Below are 21,897 nucleotides of genomic sequence, written 5' to 3' on the forward strand. Positions count from 1 at the left end.
CTTGCGTTACTCGACCACCATGCGGCGGTGCACGCCGGGCAGCCAGGTGGCCAGCCAGCTTGCCCGCCCGCCGGGCGTGTTTTCTTCCGCGCTCAATTTCTCGGCCAGCGCCTGTACCGCGCGCACATAGACGTCGCGCTCGGCCTCCTCGTGCAGCAGGTGGCCCTGGTTGGTGCAGACCATCAGCGCCAGCGTGCGGTCCGGCAGCGTGCCCACCAGGTCGAGCTGGAAGCGCTCGGCGATCTGCTGGGCCGTCATGCCGTAGCGTTCGTCGTAGCGGTTAACGATCAGGCCCAGACTGCGGCGGTCCACATGCAACTGCTCCAGTTCCTGCAACAGCCCGGCCAGCGACACCAGCGCGCCCACGCTCTGGTCGGTGACGATCCAGTTCTGCTGCGAGGCGCGCGCCAGGCCGGCCACGAATTCGGGATTGGTGAACCCGCCCGAGTCGGCCACCACCACGCCGAAGTGCTGGCGCATGCGTTCGAACACCAGCAGCGAATCGGATTGCGACACGTCGCGCATCTGGCCCAGGTCGCGCGGCAGCGCCAGTACGCTCAGGCCATTCGCGGTATGCGACATGGCCGAACTCAACAAGGTCGAATCGAGACGGCGCAGATTGCGCGCGGCCTCGGCGAAATCGAAATCGCCGCCGATGTTCAGGTACAACTGGCAATCGCCCACCGGCCAGCCTAGATCCATCAGCGCCACCCGGCTGCCCAGGGGCAGGTGGCTGCCGCTGTCCGCGGCCGGCTTGGCGCTCTTGGCGCCCGAGGCCGCGGCGCGCGCGCCATGCTGCTGCTTCAACCGATCCTGCACCATGCCGGCCAGGTGCACCGCCAGCGTGCTGGTGCCCACGCCCGGCCGCGCGCCCAGCAGCAGCACGCTGCGGCGCGAGCCGTCCATGCGGCCGCCGCCGGCCGGCACGTCCAGCAGGCGCTGCACCACGTCCTTGACTTCCTGCGGCGCCACGGTCGGATCGACGAAGTCGCTGACCCCCGCGCGCAGCGCGGCGATGGCGCCTTCCGGCTGGCTCAGCAGGCCCACCGCGACGCGCGGGATCGTCGGCGCGATGCGCGCCAGCAGACGCGCCAGTTCGGCCGACTTGAACAGCTTGCCAGGTTCGTCCTCGCTCAAGGTGAAGTCCAGGAACACCACCTGCGGCTCGATTTCGGACAGGCGCCTGCCCAGTTCCTCGACGCCCGGGACTTCCTGGGTCAACAAGCCCATGTCGCCCAGCGCCTGCCCGAGCTGCGCGGCGACGCCGTCGCCCTTGGAACAAAACAGAAACCGATTGCCGTTCTGCAAGCCAACCCACTCCCTGGCATGTGTCTTCATATCGCTCACCGTGAGAAACCCGGCATTTGCTGCCCGCCTACTGGGCCCATCAGGTAATAACCCCAAGCATTGAACGCGGTGTCGGTCGCTTCCTGTTTGGCCCCCGGCAGCGGCAGGGTCACGCCGCGCGCAATGGGCCGCACCAGGCGCGGCGTCACCACGATCACCAACTCGGTATCCTCCTGGGTGTAATCGACACTACGGAAAAACGAACCGATGATGGGCAGGTCGCCCAGCATGGGGACCTTGTTGACCAGCGCCTTGGTCTGGCGCGACACCAGGCCGCTGACGACGAAGCTCTCGCCGTCGCCCAGTTCCACCGTGGTGTCGGCGCGGCGCGTGCGCAGCGCCGGGATCAGCGTGGTCGAATTGGTGCCATTCGAGATCGCGATGGCGTTGCTGTAGTCGAGCTCGCTGGCCTCCGGCGCCACCTTCAACGCGATGCGCTCGCGCGACAGCACCGTGGGGGTGACCGTCAGGCCGATGCCGAACGGCTTGAACGTCACCGTGGTCGTGCCCAGGCCGCCGGCCTCGGGAATCGGCAGTTCGCCGCCGGCCAGGAAACTGGCGCTCTGTCCGGTCAGGGCCACCAGCGTGGGCTCGGCCAGCACGCGCGCCATGCCATTGTTCTGCAGCAGCCGCAGGCGCGCGCTGAAGTCATTGGAGTCGTAGAACAGCGAGAAGCCCGAGGCCAGGGCCGCGGTCTTGCTGAACCCCAGCGGCGCCGGGAAGCCGTCGGGCGTGATCGAGTTGGTGCCGCCCCACGGCCCGCTGCGGCCGGCGAAGCTGATGCCGGCCTGCTTCATGACCGAGCGCGACACCTCGACCACCTTGACCTCGACCTGCACCACGCCGCCGGTGCCGGCGGTCGACACGTCGACCACGTTCTTGTCGCCCACCACCGCGCCGGCCGCGGCCACCGAGGCCTGGTGCGACAACGGGGAATCGGCCTGGCCCGAGACCACCGCGCGGTCGCCCGCCACGTCGACGTTGGCGCCGCCGCTCATGCCGCGCCCGGCCATCACCTGCTGGACGTTGCCCGCCACCCGCACGTTCCACAGCTGCGGCGCGGCATTGGCGCCGGTCCAGACCTGCAATTGCGTGGTGCCGGGCTTCTTGCCATACAGCAGCAGCGAGGCCTGCCGCTTGCCGGAAGCCGGCAGCACCTTGACGTCGGCCACGTCCGGATCGCCAATGGCGATGCGCGCCGGCGCGCCATCCAGCATGAGCGTCTGCTGGCCTTTGACCGCCACGGCGATGTCGCGGGCGGGCGCGGGCGCGCCCGGCGCGGTCTGCAAGGCGGTCTGCGCCAGGCCGGCCGCGCCGTGGGTCATTGCCGCTGCGGCCGACAGGACGCAGATCAGGGTGGTGCGCTGAAATCTCTTCATTTGCTGGATCTGGTTGACAGGTAAGGTCCAGCCGCGGGCGGCACCAGGCCACGCGCAGCCACGTTTCAATAGCGCACGCGCTCGGATTTGTCTCCTCGCAGTATTTCCACCGTGCGGCCGCCCGCGCCGCCGGCGGCGCGGGCCGGCGCGGGCCTGGCCGCGGGTGTCGGGGCATCCAGCTGCGCCAGGCTGTCGCCGGCGTAGGCGCGGTTCGGACCGCTTTGCAGTTGTTCGCGCTGTTCCGGCGTCAGGTCGGCGCGCGCCGGCAGCACGGCGCTGCGCTGCGCGAACAGCTGGGTATCCGGCTTGCCCTCGTCGCCCACCGGCCGCAGCGCCAGTTGCAGGCGCCCAGAACGGCTGGCCAGCACCAGTTCATTGACCTGCTCGACCGGCACCGCCAGCACCGCGGTGCGGGCCGGCTGCCCGGGCGGGCCGGGCAGCGTGGACTTTTCCTCGGGACCGTCGACCGAGGCCGCGCCATACGCCAGCACGCGCACCTGCGATTGCAGCAGCCGGGCCTGTCCGCCCTGGATCTCGACGCCCTTCTCCAGCAGGAAGAACACATCCACCAGGTCTCCCGGCGCGATGCGGTTGCCGCCGCCCACCACCTCGTCAACAGCGATCGCCAGCGCGCGCTCGCCCGGCTTGAGCTGGCGCGCCAGGCCCTGCGCCAGCATGCTGGGCAGCAGCGGGTCGCCCGCGGCCACGTCGACCCGCGTGTAGGCGCCCTGCAGCGGCGTGGTCGCGCTGTAGCTGCCCGATAGCGCCACCTGCCACTGATCCACCCTGAGCATCTTGTCGCTGTCGATGCGCGTGCCGGCAGGGATCGCCGCGGCCGCCACCACCACCGGATAGCGCTTGACCGGCGTCTCGGCCGGCGGGGTCGCCGTGGCCGCCACCGGACCGGCCGGCGCCGCCGGCGGCGCCGACGGTTCCGACGCCAGGCGCCAGGCCACGAACGCCAGCACAATGCCCGCCGCCAACAACACGCCCGCGATGATCTTGCTCAGACTGCTCATGGTGTCCCTTGGGAGATTTGCACGATGGCTTTGGACGACAGCCGGGTCGGAATCCAGTTCTTGTCGGTCCCCGGCAACATGGCGATGAACGCCTGGAAGGTCGAGAGCACCGGCCAGGCCTGCACGTTGAAAGTCATGGCGACCGTGCTGCACTGAGCTGTCTGTCCGCCCGAGCCGCTCCACGCGCACGGCGCGCTGGTGGCGGCGCAGGCCACCGCCGAGCCGCTGCCGAACACGCTCATGGCCGCCGAGCAGGCCGCGCCGGGCACATCCGCCTTGCCGGAAAAGCGCGCGTAGACCGCGGCCCGCGCCCCTTCCGAGGCGGCCGAGGCCAGTTGCTGCTGCATCCAGAACAGCACGCCGTAGCCCACCACCGCGCAGACGAACATCAGCAGCATCGTCACCATCAACGAGAACTCGAGCGTGGCGATGCCGCGCTGGCCGTCTGCGCGGCGACGGCCGGTGGCGGCATCGAAGGCGGCGCGCTCGTTCATGTCAGGGGCTCCCGTCCAGCGCGTTGCCCAAATGGACCGTGGCGCGCGCGCTCAACACGCTGGTGGGCGGCATCAGCGCCTGCGCCAGGAACGGAAAATTCGGGATCAGCGGGTTGGCGCCGTAGGGATAGCTGACCGTCACCTCGATCTGGTCGGCGCTCAGCGGCAAGCCGCTGCAGGCCCCGCCCGCGGTGCTGCTGAGCGTGCCGGTGGCGCCGCACACCGCCACCGCCACGGCGGCCGATGACATGGTGGTGATCCAGCCGGAGCGGTCCAGCGCGATATCACGGCCGGCATTGGCGCGCACGGTCAGCGAGGCGGCGCCCGGCTGCCATTGCAGGACCTTGCGGGCGCCGTCCTGCGCGGCCAGCGTGACGGAGTGCTGCGCGGTGAACACCAGGGCATACGTCAGGATCGCGTAGAACACCAGGAAAAACACCACGAATACCAGTCCGAATTCAAGGGAATAAACACCACGCTGAGCGCGGCCGCGCCCAGGTAGGCGCCGTAGGGGATCTGGCGAGCCCGAAGCGGCAGCGCCCGGCTTCGGGAAATGAACAGGTAGAGCAGCGCGTGCAGGCCGGCCAGCAGGCTGGCGGCCACCAGCGTCATGACCAGGGGCGCAAAACCCAACAGCAGCCCGAGGATGGCGATCGCCTTGACGTCGCCCGCGCCCATCAGACGCCGCGTCCAGAGGGGAAAGAATGGCAATGCCAGCGCGAAGCCGGCCAGGGCCATGGACCAACCCGCCCAACGCGGCGGATAGCCCCATGCGGGCGCCAGCCAGGCCGCCAGCAGCCACAGCGCCTGTCCCGCGAATCCCGCGACGATGAGCGTGTTGGGTACGCGGCGATAGCGCAGATCGGCGTATATCAACACCAGATTCCAGCATGCGAACAACAGCCACCACAGCGCTTCCCCTGGATACAAGGCAGGACCTTCTGACGGTTTCGGATTCAACCTGGCAAGACATCCCCGCGCGCGATCCGGCGCGCCACGCCGTCAATCCGCAACCGCCCGAAGTCGCTGCGCGGGAAATGTGGTCAATAAGGGCTCCGCGCCCGGCGGAGCGGCAGGCCCGACCGTTCGACCCGCCCTGGCCGAAGCCAGGCGCGCCGAAGCGGCCGGGGCCTTCGGCTTCACTTGGACGCGTTGGCGAGCTTGGCCTGTAGCGACGTGAACAGGCCGCTGAGCGCGCCCGTGAATGTCGCCAACGCCGCTACCAGCGCCACCGCAATGGTGCCCGCGATCAGCCCGTATTCCAGGGCGGTGATACCTTCTTCTTCGTTCCAGAACTGCGCAAGTTTCGCTTTCATATCGAGCTCCTGAGGTCTCGCTTGATAATCGAGCCATGCCATCGAGATGGCGCTGGCCCCCTAAGCCCGGTGCTGCCGGCGCGTTGGCGTGTTCCACACCCCGCGCCCTCCGGGTACCGCAACAGACGCTAACTCGGCCCCAGGGTGGATCCGGGCGCCCTGCCCGGCTCCACCAGGGGAGCCGATTCAATGATCGAGTCGATGCGCTGCGCCAGGCGCGCGCGGAACCGGCGCGACGCGCGCTGCAAATGCCAGCGCATCACCAGCAGCATGACGGCCGACAGCGCGAACGCGATGTACGGCAGCATCACCCCGCCGATCTGCATGCTGGAAAAATCCCTCGGCGTGGTGCAGACCACCGTTCCGGCCGCCGCGCCCGTGTAATGCATGCCGCACACGGCGATCGCCATCAAAATGGCCGCCGCGACGCGCTGTAGCTCATTGCGCGTATTGAAAGCGAGCCACAATGCGGCTGACGCGGCAATTACCGCTATCAATACCGATAAAACAACCATCGGCAGATTCCAGATAAATACGGCCGGCATGCGCATGGCGCTGATGCCGACATAATGCATCGCCGCTACGCCCAGACCCGCGGCCAGGCCACCCACCAGGCAGCGCATAAATGTGAAGCGCTCGCGGCCCACATACCAGAAGGCCCACCCGGAAAAACCCGCCGCCACCAGGAAGCTGATCGCCGTCAATCCAATCTGGTAACCTACGCTGAACGGCAATTCCTGTGCCTGCATGCCGATGAAATGCATGCTCCAGATCCCGACGCCGCCCATCGCCAGGGCGCCGATAAGGATGTAACCGATGCGGATCTCGCCGTCCTGCATTTCGGTACGGATGCCGACCGCCGCCAGCAGCGCGACATAGGAGCCCAAGGCCGCCATCAGGAACGACAGCGCGACCAGGCCGCCATGGAACGAGAGCGGGACGATATCGCCGGGGTTCATTCGCGGCCCCTGTGGGTGGGCCGCCGGCGAGCTTGCGCGGCCGGCGTGCGGGCAACGATTCCGTTGCGGTCATCCTGGTCCATCTGCGGACTCCCGAGAGCCTGTAAACCCGATGTGTTTTGAAACGTTTATATAGTCTTATCTATTAACAATTAATACACATCAGGGTTTATACCAGTATTCGCAACACTGCGACAGCTTACTTGTAACGAATACCCGGAAATTCGCCACCTTCATTTTCCGGAATACCGGTAAACCCTGTACCGCGCATTGCCAGGATTGCGTTTCATTGCCGTCTGTTGTTATATCCACGTTTCCAGGCAGTCACATGAAATAATTTGTCATTACCCAGATGCGCTGGCAACATACCGCCTGAGCGGCGCGCGACCCGTTTTATCCATATAGCGACCCCGTATATTTAAAGCCTTTATTCAGGCCATTTACCGGACACCTGTTTAAAACGGCCTTGGCGGCAAACGAGAGACAACACGGCATGAGACGTACGCTTCCTGCAAGTCCGCTTTCCCTCGCCCTGATCTGCACGCTGGCCGCCCTGGGCACTGCCCATGCCGATGGCCCGTTGCGTGGCAATCCCGTCGACGCCATGCCCCAGATAGAACGGCCGCCCACCGCCACCCAGCCGCCCCCGGTGGTCCAGGCGCAGACCCCGGAACAACTGGCCCTGCAGGCGCGCCTGGCGCAGCGCATCGTGCCGCGCAACTTCGACGTCACCGGCGTGCACGAAATGCCGTTCGAGGAGGTGGCCAACCTGCTTTCGCCGCTGTCCGGCAAGGAGATCAGCCTGGGCGAACTGGTGCAGCAGGTCGACAAGATCACGCAGCTGTACCGCGACCGCGGCTACCCGCTGTCGTTCGCGCTGGTGCAGAACCAGAGCTTCGCCAACGGCCTGGTGGTGGTCACCGTGGTGGAAGGCTATATCGGCACGGTGCGCATCGAAGGCGACATTGGCAACGCCCAGGACAGGCTGGAATCGCTGGCCGAGCCGCTCAAAGAAGAAAAGCCGCTCAAGCAGGCCACGCTGGAACGCGTGCTGAACCTGATGCGCACGGTGCCCGGGGTGAAATTCACGCCGTCGCTGGACCTGCCGCGGCGCGCCGACGGCGCCACCGAACTGGTGCTGGCGGCGTCGCGCCAGCCGGTCAGCCTGACCGGCGGCGTGGCGGACCTGGGCACCGGCATGCAGCCGCTGGTGAACCTGGCCACCAACAGCCTCACGCCGCTGGGAGAACAGGTCAAGCTGACGGCCTCGGTGCCGTTCAACACCGACGACGTCAAATACGTATCGGGCGAAATCCGCGTACCGCTGGGCAACGACGGCCTGGCCGTCAAGATCGACGGCTACCACTACGACGCGCGGCCCAAGGACGACGCCATCGACTACCTGGGCTTCAACCGCCGGGTCAAGAACGACCGCATCGGCATCGGTGTCAGCTATCCGTTCCTGCTCAACAACACCCGCTCGCTGACCGGCACGCTGGGCGTGTACGCCGCCAATTCCAAGGACCGCTACGAGGCCAAGGAATCCGACCGCTGGCTGCAGCAGGACGCGCAGGTACGCGCCGCCAATCTCGAAATGCGCTACATCCAGGTGTCGGAATCGGCGACCTCGGACGTGACGCTGGCGGTCGCCAAGGGCTTCAACACCGCCGGCGCCAAGAAGGAGATCAACACCAACTATGGCTACTCGGCGGTGCCGATCCTGGACCTGGACTTCACCCGCTACAACCTGAATGCCAAGCAGACCTTCGCCCTGCCGGCGCAGTTCGGCCTGACCCTGTCCGGCGCCGCGCAGTATTCGAGCAATATCCTGCCGTCCTCGGAACAGGTGTCGTATGGCAGCTGGCGGTATGCGATGGGTTATCCGCAAGGCGAGCAGAGCGGCGACAAGGGCGTCGGGGTTTCCGCTGAGGTCAATCGCCGTTTCGGCATCGGCTGGCAGTATCTGACCAACGTGCAGCCGTATGCGCTGATCGACTATGCCCGCACCTGGTACAACAATTCCGGCCTGCAGCAATTGAATCAGCGCCACCTGTCATCGGTGGCGCTGGGACTGCGATTTACCGACGACAAGTACTACCTGTTTGATTTCAACGTGGCCAAGCCGATTGGTTCGGCCACCGTCAACGACAACCGCAACGTGCGCTTCAACGCCAATTACTCGTTGTATTACGACGCGTTCTGATCCGCGGCGATATCCCGCGCCATGCCCTCGCGCCTGTTTCGACAGGCGCTTTTTCTTGCCCGTTCCATACACCGCGTTACGTAACGCGGCCCGTAACGTAACGGCTGATACGGGCTCGAACGTAACATTCGCAGGCGGCGCGTCATCGTAAAAATGGGGGATTCCCAATATTGGTACAAACCCTCTGTTTTTCTTTCAAATCATTGATTTACATGGACTTTATTTTATTTGAAGAGAGACTGAACAGGGCCTGACATCGCGTTCGAAAAATATTGGCACGGTTTATGCATGTAGGGATGTATCGGGCAGTTTCCACGCCTGACACTTCCCCCCACAGGAGCTCGCCATGAATGCCAAGATTGAAACGCAGCGCGTACAACGTATTCTGACCTCCACCGTCATGGCGGCCGCGCTGATGAGCGCGCTGGCCGCATGCGGCGGGGGTGGCGGCGGCCACAAGAGTTCGGCCGCCCTGCCCGGCACGGATATTCCGACCAACCCCGGCGGTCCGAACAATCCCGGTAATCCCAATAATCCGAACAACCCCAACAATCCCAACAATCCGGTCACGACGGGCTTGCTGCAAACCACGTTGGGTAATACCGGCAACGCCGTCGACAACACGCTGCCCCTGAACCTGGGCACCACACTGGGCGGTGTCGGCAAGGCGCTGGATCCCACCGTCAAGCCGGTGGTCGATACGGTGGTCGGCCTGACCCAGCAAGTGGGCGCCACCACCGGCCTGGGCCAACCCGTGGACGGCACGGTCAAGCAAGTGGGCGGCCTGGTCGAAGGCCTGGGCACCACGGTCAAGGGCACCGGCCTGCCCGGGGGCCTGAGCAGCGGCGTCGGCGGCCTGGTGGAAGGCCTGGGCAAGACGGTGGCCAGCACCGGCGGCCTGTTGAACGCCGATCCCAAGAACCCGCAGCCGCTGACCACGATCCTGGGCAACGCCACCAACGCGGTGGGCGCCTTGACCGGCGGCCTGTCCGGCCAGGGCGGCCTGCTGAACCCCGTCACCCAGCTGGTCGGCGGCGTGACTGGCGGCGTGCTGGGCGGACCGTCCAAGCCTTTGCTCGAACCGGCCCTGGGCAACGTCGGCAAGACCGTCGACAACGTATTGCCGCTGGGCCTGCAGCCGACCCTCGGCGGCATCGGCGCGGCGCTCGATCCGACGGCCAGCCCGCTGGCCGGCACGGTGGTCGGCCTGACGCAGCAGGTGGGCGCCACCACCAAGCTGGGCGCGCCGGTCGCCGGCCTGCTCAACACGCTGGGCGGCACCGTCAGCAACCTGGGCGGCCAACTGCCTGGCGGCAACGTGGCCGGCCTGAACGGCGTGCTGCAGGGCCTGGGCGGCGCGGTCAGCAGCGCCGGCGGCCTGTTGAATGCCACGCCGGGCAACACCAACCCGCTCGGCAACACCCTGGCCAATGCCACCGGCGCGGTGGCGTCCCTGACCAGCGGCCTGGGCCTGGGCGGCGCGGTGGGCGGCAACAACGGCGGGCTGCTCAGCCCCATCACCGGCATCCTGGGCGGCGTGACCGGCGGCGCCACGGGCGGCAACGGCGGCCTGCTGGCCCCGGTGACCGGCCTGCTTGGCGGCGTGACTGGTAACCTCGGCGGCGCCACGGGCGGCGCGGCCAACGGCGGTCTGCTGGGTGGCCTGCTCGGCGGCGTGACCGGCGCCACCGGTGGCGGCACGGCCGGCGGCACCACGGGTAACAACGGGGGTCTGCTGGGCGGCCTGCTCGGCGGCCTGACGGGCGGCGTCACGGCCAGCGCCGGTGCCAGCACCGGAGCGGGCGCGGGAGCCAGCGCGGGCGCCAGCGCCGGCACGTCGGGCACGGCCAGCAACGGCGGCCTGCTCGGTGGCCTGCTGGGCGGCGTGACGGCCGGCGTCAGCGGCGGCACCAGCGCCAACGGCTCGACCAACGGCGGCCTGCTCGGCGGCCTGCTGGGCGGCCTGTCGGCCAAGAAGTAATCAACCGGATCCGTGAGGGAGCGACGCCATGCTGCAACAAGAAACCATCGTCCACCACGAGCATGTGACCGTGATGCCTGAATCTCGCAATAATGATCTGCGGCCCGGAATGCTTGACGACATCGCCCTGATGCTGGGCCGGCAGTTCGCCGTGTACAACGCGGCGTGCCAGTCGGCCCTGGCGGAGAAACTGGGTATCCCCCTGGCGGATCTGAAAGCGCTGGAACTGGTGATGGAGTTCGATGCCCTCCCCACCGGCCAGCTGGCCCAGCTGATGGGCATCAGCTCCGGCGGCGCCACCGCCCTGATCAACCGGCTGGAAGCGGCCGGATATGTGCAACGGGGCCGCCACCCGCTGGACCGCCGCATGATCGTGATCCGGCCGGTCGAGGAGCAATGCCAGCAACTGGCCCAGGAACGCCAGTGGGTGGCCGAGGCGGTGGTGTTGATGGCCCGGCGCTACGACGCCGGCGAGCTGGAGGTGGTGCATGCCTTCCTGGCGCAATGCGTGCGCGCCCTGAGGCACGACACGCTGGTCTGGCTGGAAACCCGCAACGCCCACGACTGAGCGCCCGCGCGACAGGCTCGCCGCGCCCCGATCCGCGAGGATCCGGGCGCGGTTTTCATTGGGGCGCGCCGAATTGAAGCCGCGGCACCGCTTCCAGCAACCGGCGCGTCATGTCCTGGCGCGGCGCGTGCAACACCGCATCGGCCTCGCCCAACTCGACGATGCGGCCGCCGTCCATCACCGCGATGCGGTCGGCCAGGTACTCGACCACGCCGAAGTTGTGCGTGATGAACAGGTAGGCGATGCCGAGCTCGTCCTGCAGCTCGCGCAGCAGATCCAGGATCTGCGCCTGCACCGATACGTCCAGCGCCGAGGTCGGCTCGTCGCAGATCAGCACCTTGGGCTCGACCGCCAACGCGCGCGCAATGGCGATGCGCTGGCGCTGGCCGCCCGAAAACTCGTGCGGATAGCGCGCCAGCGTGTTGGCCGGCAGGCCGACGCGCTCGACCAGCCGCGCGGCGCGGTCGCGGCGCTCCTGCGCGCCCATGCCGCGGCGCAGCGATTCCAGGCCCTCGTCGAGAATGTCGCCGACCCGCATGCGCGGATCGAGCGAGGCGTAGGGATCCTGGAACACGATCTGGATGTCCTGCCGCAAGCGCTGCAGCCGGGCCCGATCGGCGGTCAGCAGATCCTGCCCCTGCAGCATCGCGCGCCCCGAAATGCGGGCGCCGTCGATCAGGCGTAGCAGCGCCTTGCCGGTGGTGGTCTTGCCGCAACCGGACTCGCCCAACAGCGCCAGGGTTTCGCCGGCGCGCAGCGTGAAGGTCACGCCGTCGACCGCCTTGACCCACGCGGCCACCCGCCGCAACGGGCCCTTGCGCACCGGGTAGTGCACCTTCAGGTCCTGCACGTCCAGCACCACGCCGGGCTCGCGCGGCCGGCGCCTGGCGCCTTCCGCTCCCTGGGCGGCGCGGCCGCCCTCGCTGAGCGGCGCGCCGCGCTTCTCGAAGGTGGGAATGGCGTCGAACAACTGGCGCGCGTAAGGGTGCTTGGGCGCGCGGAAGAATTCCTCGGCGCTGGCGCTTTCGACGATCTCGCCGCCGCGCATCAGGGCCACGTGGTGGGCGACGTTGCGCACCACCGCCAGGTCATGGGTGATGAGCAGCACCGCCATGCCGATCTCGCGCTGGATGTCGGCCAGCAGGTCCAGCACCTGTGCCTGCACGGTGACGTCGAGCGCGGTGGTGGGCTCGTCGGCGATCAGCAGCAAGGGCTCCGCCGCCAGCGCAATGGCGATCATGACACGCTGCTTCTGCCCGCCGGAGAACTGGAACGGGTAATCGTCCACGCGCCGCTCGGGCTCGGGGATGCCGACCCGCCGCAGCCAGTCGATGGCGCGCGCCCGCGCCGCGGCGCCGCGCAGCGGCGTGTGCGCCACCAGCGTCTCGATGATCTGGTCGCCGACCCGCATGACCGGGTTCAGGCTGGTGGACGGTTCCTGGAAGATGATGCCGATGCGGCCGCCGCGCACGCCGCGCATGGCGCTTTCGGGCAGGCGGTTGAGGTCTTCGCCATCCAGGTCGATCTGGCCGCCGACGATGCGCCCGGCATCCGGCAGCAGGCGCAGCAGCGCCAGCGCGGTCATGCTCTTGCCGCAGCCGGACTCGCCCACCAGGGCGAAGGTCTCGCGCTGCGAAATCGCCAGTTGCAGGCGCTTGACCGCGTGCGTGATGCCGCTGTCGCCGGCAATGTCCACGTCCAGGCCCTGCACGGCCAGCAAGGGCGAGTCCTGGCGGAGGTCCTGGCTCATGGCGTGTCTCCCGGCTTGGCCGCGCGGGCATCGGCCGCCAGCGCGGCGCCCGGACGGCGGCCGAACCAGCCCGTGCCGGGCACGCGGCCCGGCTTGTAGCGGCGGGTGCGCGGGTCGAAGGCGTCGCGCACCGCATCGGCGAACAGGTTGGCGGCCAGCACCAGCGCCAGCATGAAGAGAAACGCGGTCATCAGGTTCCACCAGATCATGGGATCGCGCGACATTTCGAGGCGGGCGCCATCGATCATCGAGCCGAACGAATTCATGCTGGGATCGACGCCGATGCCCAGGTACGACAGCACCGCCTCGTACAGCACCAGCCCGGAGAATTCCAGCACCACGGTGATCAGCACCAGATGGGCAACGTTGGGCAGCAGGTGGCGCGTCATGATGCGCCAGTGCGATACGCCGAAGGCGCGCGCGGCCTGCACGTATTCCAGCTCGCGCAGCTTGAGGGTCTCGGCGCGCAGCAGGCGGCACAGGCCGGCCCAGCCGGTGAAGCCGAGGATCATGCACAACAGGAACAGGCGCAGGTCGGCGCGCGCCGCCGAGGTGTCGAACAGGTCGGCGTGGTTGTCGATATAGACCTGCATCATCAGGGCGCAGGCGGCCACCAGCAGCACGCCCGGGATCGAGGTGATGGTGGTGTAGAGATACTGGATGGCGTCGTCCACCCTGCCCTTGAAATAGCCGGCCGCGATGCCGAAGATGATGGCCGGCGGCAGCATGGCGAGCGTGGTCAGGCTGCCGATGACGAGCGCGGTGCGGATGCTCTTGAGCGCCTGCCACAGCACGTCGTTGCCGATGCGGTCGGTGCCCAGGGCGTGGTAGCCGCTGGACAGCCCGGCCAGCGCCCCCGCCACCAGGCACAGCAGGGTGAAGGTGATGGCCATGGCGCGCCACGGCACCTCGGCGCGCCCGCCCAGAAGAGCCTCTGCCGCGGCCGATGCGCCGCCGCGCCGCGCCAGGCAGGCGAACAGCAGGCCGGCGCCGACCAACGACACGGCCAGCCCCGCCGCGAGCCCCAGGCCGAGGCGGTAAGAGACGTCGCCCAGGTGGTCACGATCAGGATCGGCCAGGTGCGTGCCGGCCGCCCGCAGCCGCGGGAAGTCGCGCACCGGCTTGTCGTCGACCAGCAGGGTCTCCTTGGTGAACTGGCGCACCGCCAGCGGGCTGGAATAGGTCTTCTCGGGCTGGGTCAGCACGCTGCCGCCCAGCAGGCCGTCCAGCGCCGACTTGACCGCCGGCGCGTAGACCGGGGCGGCGTCGGCCGCCGCGCCCGGCGCGGGCGGCAACTGCGGCCGGTAGTGGACGGAATCGAGCAGGCCGACCAGCGCGAACGCCGCCAGCACCACGGCCGAGCACATCGCCGGCGTGTCGCGCGCCACCCGCGCCCAGGTCGCGCGCAGGTTCGGGCTGCGCCGCACGTGCCAGGCATAGGCCAGCGCGCCCAGCACCATGAGCCACAGCGCGATGTCGGTCCAGAGGAATACGAACTTGGGCATGGCGGCTACTCGAAACGGACGCGGGGGTCAGCCAGCGTGTAGGAAATGTCGGCCAGGATCAGCCCCACGATGTACAGCGACGCGCCCAGGAACACCATGGCGCGCACGATGGAGAAATCCTGCGCGTTGATGGCGTCGATGGTGTAGCTGCCCAGGCCCGGGATGCCGAAGAACGACTCGGCGATCAGGCTGCCCATGAACAGCAGCGGCAAGGCCGCGACGGTGCTGGTCAGGATCGGCAGCATGGCATTGCGCAGCACGTGGCGCAGCAGCACCACGCGCTCGGCCAGCCCCTTGGCGCGGGCGGTGCGCACGTAGTCCTTGCCGATTTCCTCCAGGAACAGGGTGCGGTAGAAGCGCGCCTCGGGGCCCAGCCGCGAGACGATCGCCACCAGCACCGGCAGGGCCAGGAACTTGACCATGTCCAGCCCGCCCTCGAAGCCGGAGAACGGCACCAGCCGCAGCAGCTTGGCGAACATCCACTGGCCGGCGATGATGTAGAACAGGCTGGAGATCGACAGCAATATCACGCACAGCACCACGCCCCAGAAATCCAGCCGGGTGGCGCGGAAATACACCAGCGTCAATGAAAACACGATGCTGGCGAACAACCCCAGGAAGAAGGTCGGCACCGCCAGCGCCAGGCTCGGGCCCATGCGGGTCTGGATCTCGCGGCCGATGTCGCGGCCGCCGTCGGACGCGCCGAAGTCCATCGCCAGGAGCGGCACCGAGCGCTGGTAGAACACGGTGTCGGTCAGTTGCGCCGTGCCCTTGGCCTGGCCGTTGTAGAACAGCGGTTTGTCGTAGCCGTGCTCGACCTTCCATTTCTCGACCGCGTCCTGGCTGATGCGCTGCCCGCCGATGGCCAGGCGCGCCATGTCGTCGGGCGTGTTGACGGCGAAAAACAGGATGAAGGTGAAGAGGTTCACGCCGATCAGAATCAGCACGCCGTACAGCAGCCGGCGGATGACGTAGCCGATCATGATTGATGCTCCTTGCGGGAAGCCTGGGCGAAGGCGGTCTGCCGCTCGCGCCGCTTGAGCGCCACGTACGACGGCCAGATCGCCAGCGCGATCAGCAGCGCGAACAGGCCCACCGGCCACCAGATGGGGGAATTCCACTCGTCGATCTTGCGTTCGCGCAGGACCGGGTCGATCTTCATGTACTGCAGCGTGTTGCGCACCATCTGGGTCGGCTTGGCGTTGCCGACCCACTGCTGATAGGCGCCGCCGGACATCGGGAAGTAGCCGAACATCCACGGCGCGTCGCGCTGCACGATGGCGACCATGCGCTGGATCAGGGCTTCCTTTTCGGGGCCGTCGTCCAGGAATTTCATCTGCTCGAACAGCTTGTCGTATTCGGGGCTGTCGTAGTTGGCGGCGTTCTCGCCGCCGCCCTTGGCCTTGGCGTTGGGGCCGTACAGCAGGAACAGGAAGTTCTCGGCGTCGGGGTAGTCGGCGTTCCAGCCCCACAGGAAGATCTGCGCCGACCCGCGCCGCATCTTGTCCTGGAAGCGGTTGTAGTCGGTCGAGCGCACGTCCATCTGCACGCCGAGCTTGGCCATCTGCCGCCGCATCCAGTCGAACTGCGGGTTGGAACCGCCGCCCGTCATGGAGTCGTAGTACAGCACCAGCGGCGCGCCGGTCACGGCGTTGCGGCCGTCGGGGTAGCCGGCCTCGGCCAGCAGCTTGCGCGCCACCTCGATCGGCTTGCGCACCGGCTTGCCATCGATCAGGTCGTAGACCACCGGGTTCACGCCCTCGGGCGGTTCGCGGTAGCCCAGCACGCCGGGCGGCACCGGGCCGTAGGCCACCGAGGCCTGGCTGTTCTCGAACACCGCCACGTATTCTTCCCAGTCGAAGGCGATGCTGATGGCCTGGCGCAGCTTGCGGTTCTTCTCGGCCTGCTCGGGCGTGTCGCCCTTGCCCACCACCGGATCGAGCCAGTTGAAGCCCATGTACCAGTTGGCGGTCTCGACCGTGGTGGGCAGGCGAATGCCGTGCTCGGCGTACTTGCGCGCCTTGTCCTGGCTGTCGCCGGCGGCCACCAGCATGGCCACGCCGTACTCGCCGCGCTCGATCTGCGGCATGTCGTAATAGCCCTGCATGAACTTGCCGGTCAGCGGAATGGCTTCCTTCTCGACGCTGAAGACGGCGCGGTCGATGAACGGCGTGGGCTTGCCGCAATCGTCCAGCAGGCCGGCGGCGCGGTCGCCCGGCTCGCCTTCGCAGGGATAGGGCTCGCCGTGGAAGTTGGGATTGCGCGCCAGCACGTGGCGACGGTTCTGCAGCGACTCGGCCAGCATGTAGGGGCCGGTGCCGACCGGCCAGGTGTTGAGCGACAGGTCGTGCTCGGCCATGCCGGGCTGGTTGTAGAAGCGGTCGGCCTCCCAGGGCACGGGCGCGGTGAAGGTCATGGCCAGCCAGTACTTGAACTGCGGGTACTTGCCGTTGACGCGGATGCGCAGCGTGTGCGGGTCGAGCGCCTGCACGCCGGTGAAGCCGTCGGCCTCGCGCAGGTCCAGCCACGAGGCGCCCGCCCCGCCCGGCAGGTCGCGGCGCAGCGCCTTGTCGCGCTCGCGCAGGCGGTCGCCATATTCCTTGAGGCCGCTGACGTATTCGGCCATCAGCGAATAGATGGGCGACACCACGCGCGGGCTGGCCAGGCGGCGGAAGGCGTAGACGTAATCGTCGGCGGTGAGTTCGCGGGTGCCGGTGCGCGGGAAATCGGGGATGGCGTACTTGTCGGCCAGGTCCTCCGGCGCGATCGGGAAGTAGTCGTAGCTGCCATCGGTCTTGCGGGCGAAGGCCGGGTGCGGCGCGAAACGCATGCCGGGCTTGATCTTGATGTCGTAGACGCTTTCGGCGATCTGCTCGCCCGGCGCGTCGGCCGGCAGCACCTTGCCCTGCGCATCCAGGTAGACCGGCGGGTCGATCGAGGCCGCGGCGCGCGGGATCAGTTCGTAGGGCCGCTTGAGGTAGTGGTAGCCATACAGCGTCTCATAGATGTTGTAGGTATAAGGCGTTTCATCGCCGGAATAAGAACTGGCCGGATCCAGGTACTTGGGGGAACGCTTGACGAAGGCGGAATACAGCGTGTTCTGGCTTTCGGCGCCCGCCGGATAGGGGCTGTTGATGGGACTGCCCTCCCGGGAGCAGCCCGCCAACGCCAGCAACAGCATCATGGCCGCCGCCCAGAGCCGCATCAAAGCACGCATGGAAACCTTTCCTTCTATTCAGTGCGACAGAGAATAGCAAAGGTGCATCCGCCCCAGTACCCTGGCATCCCCCTAGGGAACTTGCCGGGGCGGATCCCCGCGCACAGCAGGACGGATTACCCCCGCCGGCCCGCGGCGATCAGCCGCACTGGCGCTGGCGCCAGCAGTCGTAGCGCCACTTCCAGGGCTGCATCGGGTCCTTGCCGGCCCACAGGCCGCGGCCGGCGGCCTTGGCCTGGCGCTGCAGGTCGGGCATGGCCTTGTCGTGCAGGTAATCGCCCTGGCGCGCGGTGTAGGCCCAGGCGTAGCCAGCCTCGACCTGCAGCCGGTTGGCCGAGCGGCCGTCTTCCAGGATCAGCGCGCAGACGTCGCGGCCATACTGGTCCTTTTCGTAGCACTGGGCGGTCAGGGTCTTGCCGGCCACCAGGCTGGCCAGGTGCTGGCGCGCGGCCTCGGCGTAGGGCTGCCCGGGCTGGTCGGCGCCATGGCCTTCTTCGGGCGCGTCGATGCTGTCCATGCGGATGCGGCGCTGGCCGTCGGGCGCGCGCAGCGTCACGGTGTCGCCGTCCGCCACGTTGACGATCATGCCGGTCAGGGTATAGCTGCCGGCGGGGACGCCGCCGGCCAGGGCCGCGCCGGCCTTGCCGGGCGACGCCGGCGCGCCCGCGCCGGGACGTTCGGCGAGGCGTTCGCCCCCCTGCCGGGAAGGCTGCAGCCAGTTGACGATGGCGCCCGCCGCCGCCAGGATCAGGGCGACGATGAGGGCGGTCAGCTTGCTGCCGCCGCGAAAGGGGGAATTGCCGCGCACGGGCCGGGCTCCTGAGGGGAAAACGCAGGCAGTTTGCCACAGCCGCGCCGGCGCCGCGCGGCAAAGTGCGTCGCCGTCGTCACACTGCCGGCGGGCGTTGCGCTACAGCCAGCCCGACTTGCGGAAACGCCAGTACAGGAACGAACAGACCGACGCGATCACGCCCAGCGTGACCGGATAGCCGAACGGCGATTCCAGCTCGGGCATGAACTTGAAGTTCATGCCATAGATGCCGGCAATGGCCGTGGGCACCGCCAGGATGGCGGCCCAGGAGGCCAGCTTGCGGGTGGTGTCGTTCTGCGCCGCCTGGCCGATCATCAGGCTGGCTTCGAACGCGAAGGCCAGCGACTCGCGCAGCGCATTGAACAGTTCGTCGACCCGCAGCACGCGGTCGGCCACCTCGCCGAAATACGGCCGGGCGTGTTCATCGACCGCCGACATCTCGACCCGCGCCAGGCGGCGGCAGATCTCGGCCAGCGGCGACACCACGGTGTGGATGCGCAGGAGGTCGCGGCGCTGGCGGTACAGCCTGCGGATGTCGGCGTCCTTGGCGCCGCGGATCAGCAGCTTCTGCTCGGCGCCCTCGACCACCGATTCGATCTTGCCGGCCGCCACCACGTAGCGGTCCACCAGCCAGTCCAGCAGTTCGGAGGCGACGTAGTCGCTGCCGCGCTTGAGCAGGTCGGGCGAGGACTCCAGCCGTTCGCGCAAGGGGCTGTGGCCGGCGGTGGCGCCGCGCCGCACCGTGACCAGAAAGCCCTCGCCGATCAGGAACTGGGTCTCGCCGAAGATGGGCCGCTCGGCCTCGACCTCGACGGTGATGACGACGATCAGCACCATGTTGCCGTAGTCGATGATCTTGGGCCGGCGGTGCGACTCCAGCATCTCTTCCTGGTTCTTGTCGCAGGCGCCCAGCTGGTTGACGACGTCGGCCAGCCGTTCGGGGCTGGGATTGCGCAGGCCGATCCACACCATGCCGTGCTTGGGATCGACGTGCTTGCCCACCTCCTCGATGGGCACCTCGTGGTCGCGCCGGCCGTTCACATAGGCGATGGAGGCCACGACTTCGCCCTGGGGCGGCGCGGCGACGGCGGCGGTTGCTTCGGTAGACATAGACATCCTTTGGCGATGCGAGCCCTGCGGGTGCAGCGTATATCCAGCGTATCGGCCGATGATAGCCCACCGGCGCCGCCGCGCGGCGGCGTGCGCGCGGGGTCCGAGCCCCGGCGAACGCGCCCTACGCGAACAGGTTGCGCACGCGCTTGGCCACGTCCACGCTCGGCGCCTGCGGCGCCTTGGCCTCGCGCGCCGGCAGGTCCGGCAGCTTGGGCAGGTGGTCGAACAGCGGCAGCATGGCGTTGGTGATGTAGCGGGTGCGCGAGCCGTAGACGTGGCGGTCGCCCATGCCGGTCTGCTGGTGCACGTAGAAGCGCTGCGGCACGATCAGTTGCAGGCGTTCCTTGGCGCGCGTCATGGCCACGTACAGCAGACGCCTTTCTTCCTCGATCTCTTCGGCGGTGCCAGTGCTCATGTCGGACGGGATACAGCCGTCGACCACGTTCAGCACATAGACCGCCTTCCATTCCTGGCCCTTGGCCGAGTGGATGGTGGACAGGATCATGTAGTCCTCGTCGCGCGAGGGCGCGCCGGATTCGTCGCTGGTGGCGTCGGGCGGGTCCAGCGTCAGTTCGGTCAGGAAGCGCTCGCGCGACGGGTAGCCGGCGGCAATGCGCACCAGTTGGTCCAGGTCGGTCTTGCGCACGCGCGCATCGTCGTACAGCCGTTCGAGCTGGCCGGCGTACCAGCGCAGCGCCAGGTCGACGTCGGCCGGCCAGCGCAGCTTGGGGTCGGCCAGGGCCGCGTAGGTGTCGGCGAACGCGCCCCACTCCGCCTGCGCCGCCGCGCCCGGCTTGAACTCGCGCAGCGCGCGCAGCGGCTCGGCCGATTGCGCCATGGCGTCCATCAGCTTGCCGGCGGTGGCCGGGCCGATGCCGGGCAGCAGTTGCGCCACGCGGAACCCCGCCATGCGCCCGCGCGGGTTCTCGGCCCAGCGCAGCAGCGACAACAGGTCCTTGACGTGCGCCGCCTCCAAAAAGCGCAGGCCGCCGAACTTGACGAAAGGAATGTTGCGCCGGGTCAGCTCCAATTCCAGCGCGGCGCTGTGGCTGGAGGTGCGGAACAGCGCCGCCTGCGACTTGAGCGTGGCGCCGCCCTCGCGCTGCGCCAGCACCTGGTCGGCCACCCAGCGGGCCTGGCCGGCCTCGTCGCTGACGGTGACCAGCTCGGGCAGCTGCGACGATGGCCGGTCGCTCCAGAGATCCTTGGCATAGCGCTCGGCCGCCAGGCCGATGACGGCGTTGGAGGCGTTCAGGATGGGCTGGGTCGAGCGGTAGTTGCGGTCCAGCGTGATGACCCGCGCCGGCCGCGGGAACTGCGCCGGAAAGTCGAGGATGTTGCGCACCGTGGCGGCGCGGAACGAATAGATCGACTGGGCGTCGTCGCCCACCACGGTCAGGCCGCGGCCGTCGGGCTTCATGGCCAGCAGGATGGCGGCCTGCAGCCGGTTGGTGTCCTGGTATTCGTCCACCAGCACATGGTCGAAGCGCGCGCCGACGTCGGCGGCGATGGCCGCGTCGCCCATCATCTCGGCCCAGTACAGCAGCAGGTCGTCGTAGTCGAGCACCTGCTGGTCCTGCTTGGCGGCGACGTAGGCGCGGAACAGGTTCTTGAGTTCGTCCTCCCATTGCGCGCACCACGGGAAGGTGGCGTGCAGCACGTCGGCCACCGGCGTCTGGCTGTTGACCACGCGCGAGTAGATCGCCAGGCAGGTGCCCTTGAGCGGAAAGCGCGACTTGGTGGACGACAGGCCCAGTTCGTGCCGCACCATGCCCATCAGGTCCTCGGCGTCGCCGCGGTCGTGAATGGTGAAGGCTTCGGACAGGCCGATGCGCTGGGCGCAGTCGCGCAGCAGGCGCGCGCCGATGGCGTGAAAGGTGCCGGCCCACGGCAGCGACGGCGCCTGCTGGGTGCCGCGCAGGTTCATGACCCGCTGCAGCACGCTGCCGACGCGGCGCTCCATTTCCTGGGCGGCGCGGCGCGAGAAGGTCAGCAGCAGCATGCGCTGCGGATCGGCGCCGTTCAGGATCAGGTGGGCAACGCGGTGCGCCAGGGTGTTGGTCTTGCCCGAGCCGGCGCCGGCGATCACCAGCAGCGGGCCGTCGTCGCCCGCGCCGCCGACGCCGAATTCGGCGGCCTCGCGCTGGGCGGGGTTGAGGTCGGCCAGGGGATCGGGACGGCTGGACGGGTGGGCGGAATTCTGGTCGGACATGGGGCGTGGAATGGTCGGCGGCG

Annotated in this window: 18 protein-coding genes; 3 read left to right on the forward strand and 15 right to left on the reverse strand. The window is 68.3% G+C overall.

Going from position 1 to position 21,897, the window contains the following annotated elements; genetic code table 11:
* Nucleotides 1-6: 6 nt before the first annotated feature.
* The 8 genes from HV742_RS24210 to HV742_RS24245 all read right to left on the reverse strand — a co-directional run bounded on the left by HV742_RS24210 (nt 7) and on the right by HV742_RS24245 (nt 6,514).
* Complete coding sequence (locus tag HV742_RS24210; RefSeq protein ID WP_049073003.1) at nt 7-1,347, reverse strand: MinD/ParA family protein; 1,341 nt, start codon at nt 1,345-1,347, stop codon at nt 7-9.
* Nucleotides 1,344-2,726 carry a type II and III secretion system protein family protein gene (locus HV742_RS24215; RefSeq protein WP_100508219.1) on the reverse strand — a complete coding sequence of 461 codons (1,383 nt, stop codon included), beginning with the start codon at nt 2,724-2,726 and terminating at the stop codon, nt 1,344-1,346. The genes HV742_RS24210 and HV742_RS24215 overlap by 4 nt, the downstream gene beginning before the upstream one ends.
* Nucleotides 2,727-2,791: 65 nt before the next feature.
* The gene (cpaB, locus tag HV742_RS24220; RefSeq protein ID WP_068980672.1) at nt 2,792-3,745 is read right to left on the reverse strand and encodes a Flp pilus assembly protein CpaB; all 954 of its coding nucleotides are present in this window, start codon (nt 3,743-3,745) and stop codon (nt 2,792-2,794) included.
* On the reverse strand, nt 3,742-4,239 hold the full coding sequence (locus tag HV742_RS24225) for a TadE family protein (protein WP_049073000.1): 498 nt from the start codon (nt 4,237-4,239) through the stop codon (nt 3,742-3,744). Before HV742_RS24225 ends, cpaB begins: the two co-directional genes overlap by 4 nt.
* A 1-nt stretch (nt 4,240) precedes the next feature.
* Nucleotides 4,241-4,681 carry a TadE/TadG family type IV pilus assembly protein gene (locus HV742_RS24230; protein WP_232732795.1) on the reverse strand — a complete coding sequence of 147 codons (441 nt, stop codon included), beginning with the start codon at nt 4,679-4,681 and terminating at the stop codon, nt 4,241-4,243.
* Entirely contained in the window at nt 4,648-5,151 is a 504-nt protein-coding gene (locus tag HV742_RS24235; RefSeq protein ID WP_175146600.1) for an A24 family peptidase, read from the reverse strand. Before HV742_RS24235 ends, HV742_RS24230 begins: the two co-directional genes overlap by 34 nt.
* Nucleotides 5,152-5,378: 227 nt before the next feature.
* Nucleotides 5,379-5,555 (reverse strand): Flp family type IVb pilin, encoded by a 177-nt coding sequence (locus HV742_RS24240; protein WP_049072998.1) that lies wholly within the window; start codon nt 5,553-5,555, stop codon nt 5,379-5,381.
* A 128-nt stretch (nt 5,556-5,683) separates the two neighbouring features.
* Nucleotides 5,684-6,514, reverse strand: a complete 831-nt coding sequence (locus tag HV742_RS24245; protein ID WP_175146584.1) for an MHYT domain-containing protein — start codon at nt 6,512-6,514, stop codon at nt 5,684-5,686.
* A gap of 493 nt (nt 6,515-7,007) precedes the next feature.
* Between HV742_RS24245 and HV742_RS24250 the strand changes: the two genes are divergently transcribed.
* The 3 genes from HV742_RS24250 to HV742_RS24260 all read left to right on the forward strand — a co-directional run bounded on the left by HV742_RS24250 (nt 7,008) and on the right by HV742_RS24260 (nt 11,266).
* Complete coding sequence (locus HV742_RS24250; protein ID WP_049072996.1) at nt 7,008-8,717, forward strand: ShlB/FhaC/HecB family hemolysin secretion/activation protein; 1,710 nt, start codon at nt 7,008-7,010, stop codon at nt 8,715-8,717.
* A gap of 346 nt (nt 8,718-9,063) precedes the next feature.
* A complete protein-coding gene (locus HV742_RS24255) occupies nt 9,064-10,698 on the forward strand; it encodes a collagen-like triple helix repeat-containing protein (RefSeq protein WP_175146585.1) in 1,635 nt (544 codons plus the stop codon).
* A gap of 28 nt (nt 10,699-10,726) precedes the next feature.
* The gene (locus HV742_RS24260) at nt 10,727-11,266 is read left to right on the forward strand and encodes a MarR family winged helix-turn-helix transcriptional regulator (RefSeq protein ID WP_053085997.1); all 540 of its coding nucleotides are present in this window, start codon (nt 10,727-10,729) and stop codon (nt 11,264-11,266) included.
* 55 nt (nt 11,267-11,321) lie between these two features.
* On the opposite strand, the gene HV742_RS24265 is transcribed toward HV742_RS24260, so the two are convergent.
* From HV742_RS24265 to HV742_RS24295, 7 genes are all read right to left on the reverse strand, one after another.
* The gene (locus tag HV742_RS24265; RefSeq protein ID WP_049072994.1) at nt 11,322-13,016 is read right to left on the reverse strand and encodes an ABC transporter ATP-binding protein; all 1,695 of its coding nucleotides are present in this window, start codon (nt 13,014-13,016) and stop codon (nt 11,322-11,324) included.
* A complete protein-coding gene (locus HV742_RS24270) occupies nt 13,013-14,521 on the reverse strand; it encodes an ABC transporter permease (protein ID WP_059271848.1) in 1,509 nt (502 codons plus the stop codon). The genes HV742_RS24265 and HV742_RS24270 overlap by 4 nt, the downstream gene beginning before the upstream one ends.
* Before the next feature lie 5 nt (nt 14,522-14,526).
* Entirely contained in the window at nt 14,527-15,504 is a 978-nt protein-coding gene (locus tag HV742_RS24275; protein ID WP_049072992.1) for an ABC transporter permease, read from the reverse strand.
* On the reverse strand, nt 15,501-17,738 hold the full coding sequence (locus tag HV742_RS24280) for an ABC transporter substrate-binding protein (protein ID WP_175146586.1): 2,238 nt from the start codon (nt 17,736-17,738) through the stop codon (nt 15,501-15,503). The genes HV742_RS24275 and HV742_RS24280 overlap by 4 nt, the downstream gene beginning before the upstream one ends.
* 139 nt (nt 17,739-17,877) lie before the next feature.
* Nucleotides 17,878-18,546, reverse strand: a complete 669-nt coding sequence (locus tag HV742_RS24285; protein ID WP_175146587.1) for a thermonuclease family protein — start codon at nt 18,544-18,546, stop codon at nt 17,878-17,880.
* A gap of 102 nt (nt 18,547-18,648) precedes the next feature.
* Nucleotides 18,649-19,659, reverse strand: a complete 1,011-nt coding sequence (locus HV742_RS24290) for a magnesium and cobalt transport protein CorA (RefSeq protein WP_054417291.1) — start codon at nt 19,657-19,659, stop codon at nt 18,649-18,651.
* 124 nt (nt 19,660-19,783) lie between these two features.
* Nucleotides 19,784-21,874, reverse strand: a complete 2,091-nt coding sequence (locus HV742_RS24295; RefSeq protein ID WP_175146588.1) for an ATP-dependent helicase — start codon at nt 21,872-21,874, stop codon at nt 19,784-19,786.
* Nucleotides 21,875-21,897: the final 23 nt, after the last annotated feature.

Origin of the sequence: Achromobacter ruhlandii (assembly GCF_902859695.1) — a bacterium.
GTDB classification, from domain to species: Bacteria; Pseudomonadota; Gammaproteobacteria; order Burkholderiales; family Burkholderiaceae_B; genus Achromobacter; species Achromobacter ruhlandii.